At 41.5% G+C, this 3,103-nt stretch carries 3 protein-coding genes; 2 read left to right on the top strand and 1 reads right to left on the bottom strand.

Translation table 11 applies throughout. The features are described from left to right. Positions 1-151: 151 nt before the first annotated feature. Complete coding sequence (locus FW758_RS24150; RefSeq protein ID WP_012196994.1) at positions 152-730, bottom strand: DUF2913 family protein; 579 nt, start codon at positions 728-730, stop codon at positions 152-154. A gap of 832 nt (positions 731-1,562) precedes the next feature. On the opposite strand from FW758_RS24150, the gene catB reads away from it, so the two are divergent. Together catB and FW758_RS24140 are read left to right on the top strand one after the other, a co-directional pair. Beyond that, positions 1,563-2,204 (top strand): type B chloramphenicol O-acetyltransferase, encoded by a 642-nt coding sequence (gene catB, locus FW758_RS24145; RefSeq protein WP_012196996.1) that lies wholly within the window; start codon positions 1,563-1,565, stop codon positions 2,202-2,204. A 120-nt stretch (positions 2,205-2,324) separates the two neighbouring features. Then, entirely contained in the window at positions 2,325-2,936 is a 612-nt protein-coding gene (locus FW758_RS24140; protein WP_446446783.1) for an HD-GYP domain-containing protein, read from the top strand. The last annotated feature ends 167 nt before the right edge of the window (positions 2,937-3,103 follow it).

Here is a 3,103-nt window from a genome sequence, read left to right as displayed (position 1 = left end):
CCTACATTTCCATTTAAGGATAGTAAGAGTAAGGCATTTAACATAGGTGTGGCTTTATTGCAGCACTAAAGCCCTAGATAACTGATTCAAACCTTGCAAAGTGTCAGATTGTAACAGCTCGGCCGGACTAATGGTCGCTCAATACATATGCCTACTTTTTAGGGTGCAGCAAAATATGACCTTGTTTTACGTCAGCACTATACTGTTGTATTTCGGCTAGGAACAAGCCTGCGGCATTAATTAAATCAACGACACCTATCACCTTATCGGACTCTAAAAACAGTGATACTGGTGCGATCTGCTCACCCGCAAGGGTGAATCCGTTATCGATATGCTCTTGCAGCATGTAAATGGTGTTAGGTAACTTAATCCCATTATCAGCAACATTTAGAAATCGAGCGGGGAGGGCTAACTCTGTTTCAATGCACGTCAATAAGTCAAACAACTGTTTCGCTTTAGTCGCTTGCAAATCATAGCGCTGTGACAATTCATTAAGCTCAATAAGCTTTGACTCTAAGTCACATGACGCAACACGTCCTAGCGCTACCAAGCGCTTTATTTCCTTTTTTGCTTGCTGATAGCGCTTATCTTTTATCATTGGTTTTAGATAGCGAACCAAAATGTCATTACGCTTTGCTTTAGGAGTAAAGCGTTCTGTTTCAGCCACGCTCATATAGAGATGTAAGAGTGCGTTATCAAGAACGTCATTAAAAATATCGTAGGTATCCAAGTGCGTCTTAACGAAGTAGACAAAGAATAAGCTATTTTACTATTTTGAGCCTTTTATGGCTATTTTTAGCTGAACAACCAAAGTGGTGAAATTGACCAATTAAAAGCTGAGAAGGTAAACGCCGCAATTTAGCAGGATTAGCAGCCAAAGTGCTTGCGACGATTCAAGAAGCTCCTAAAATCTACGCAGCACTTGCCACTCAATGATATTATTAAAAAGCCCTTCTTGGGCCTTTGAATTTTCCCCTATGTTAATCACTCTAGGGCAGATTGATTCACGCTTGCCTACGGTCACTACAAACACGGTAATGCGTTCATCTTGTGCGTGGTATACCGGCGTTGTTGCCTAAACATATAATTACCCAAAAAACATGCCATAAACCACATAAACCACTAAGGGAATTGGATATTATCTGCAACCATTTGGCTCAAACTTGCATTCTCTCGTTAGGTTTTACAATGTTGATTTTATATTATGATTTTAGGCAACAACGCCTAATATACCAAGCGATAACCTGATGTGCGCAACTTGATTTTGTAACAGTCAGGGAGATCTCTAAGTTTGTTGGCTTCGATATGAGGATGTTGCAGGATCTCGGCCAGTTTCATTTTTAACGGCTGCCTGCCCTTGCCATTCGCTAGTAGTTAACGTTTAATAACAGCACGTTATTGAACGGTGCTCTCCTGCAGAGGACTTTCACCTCATTAGTTAATGCCCATGCTGGGCGTACACATGGCCTGGCACTGTGCGACGTATTTCCCGTTACGGCTTCGCCTTCACACAAATCCTCGCATGCTGGCGGAGTTATGTACTTCTAGGGAAAATTGAAAATATGAACTACTTTAAATCTCCTTTTTCAGGAGTTACCTTACTTGAACAAGTAACTAATCCAAACATTATTGTTGGTAAGCACAGCTATTATTCTGGTTATTATCATCGGCATAGCTTCGATGATTGCGTTCGGTACCTCAATCCTGACCGAGATGATGTAGACAAGTTGATTCTTGGAAGTTACTGCTCAATTGGCTCAGGGGCAATATTCATGATGGCTGGTAACCAAGGGCATCGACGCGATTGGGTCAGTACTTTTCCGTTTTTCTATCAGGACAATGAAAACTTTGTCGATGCTGAAGACGGCTTTCAGCGTGCAGGTGATACAGTCATAGGAAATGATGTTTGGATTGGCTCTGAGGCTATGATTATGTCTGGCGTAAAAGTAGGTCACGGTGCAATCATCGCAAGTCGTGCGGTAGTGACCAAAGATGTTGCGCCATACGAAGTCGTGGGGTCGAACCCTGCCAAGCATATTAAATTTCGCTTCACAGAGTCACAAATAGCGATGCTACTTGAAATGGAGTGGTGGGATTGGCCAGACTCAAAGCTTAAAGGCGGCATGAAACAACTTTGTTCATCTGATATTGAAGGCCTTTATGATTACTGGCAGTCGGAAGTACACACATCGCATAATAAGTAAATCAAGCGATACTGCTAACATTTGGCTAGGTTTCGATCACCTTTACATTTAATCAACCATTAATTGGCCCTTTATTTGTGCGTCAGTAGGCGTGTACTGTTTAGATTCTGGAGGAAGGAAATGAATCATAAGCGGAGAGATTTATTTTTATATCAGCTTATAAGGAGCATATCATCAGTAATTGCTGCGAGTGATATATATACTGTACACCATCAAAATAATGTCTCGGTCATTGCTCGTATGATTGGACAAGAAATGAGACTAAGTGCATTTGAAGTCGAAGGAATTCGCGTTGCTGGTTTGTTGCATGATATTGGTAAATCAGCCATACCTAATGAGCTGTTATCTAAGTATGGCCATCTCACTGCAGAAGAGTATGCTTTAATCAAAACCCATGCAGCAAGGGCCGATGGATTGTTATTTGGCATTGATTTTCCATGGCCAGTTCGTGAAATGATTTTGCAGCATCATGAAAGAATGGACGGAAGTGGTTACCCAAATGGGTTGATGGGCAATGAAATTTGCTTAGGTGCTAGAATTTTAGCTGTCTCAGACATAACCGATGCAATGATGAACGCTAGACCTTATAGAGGGGCGCTTGGAATAGAAAAAGTCATAAGTGAGTTAGCTGATAATTCACATCTTTATGATCCAGATGTTTGTAAGGCTTTTATGGCTATTGTTGCCGATGGTGGGGAGCGCCTAAAGAATGCGATACACATAATCTATTGATTCATTCTTAGGCTTACTTAAAGACTATCTGGTTGAACGCCGCACTAGCCCAAGAGACGAGCCATTTAACTCATGTGGGATCTACGGTTTTGAAGGTCCCGTAGTAGAATACTAACAGTTGAGCTTCATTATCAATGACAAGCGCCCTGTGTTGATTAATACAGAAC

The organism is Shewanella sp. 1180_01 (genome assembly GCF_052850535.1).
The sequence above is the reverse complement of the archived record's forward strand: the minus strand, read 5'-3'. Positions and strand labels throughout refer to the sequence as shown.

What these genes read in the sequence shown, in the direction of transcription:
- catB (WP_012196996.1), top strand. Translation starts at nt 1,563, where the DNA reads ATGAACTACTTTAAATCTCCTTTTTCAGGAGTTACCTTACTTGAACAA.
- FW758_RS24140 (WP_446446783.1), top strand. Translation starts at nt 2,325, where the DNA reads ATGAATCATAAGCGGAGAGATTTATTTTTATATCAGCTTATAAGGAGC.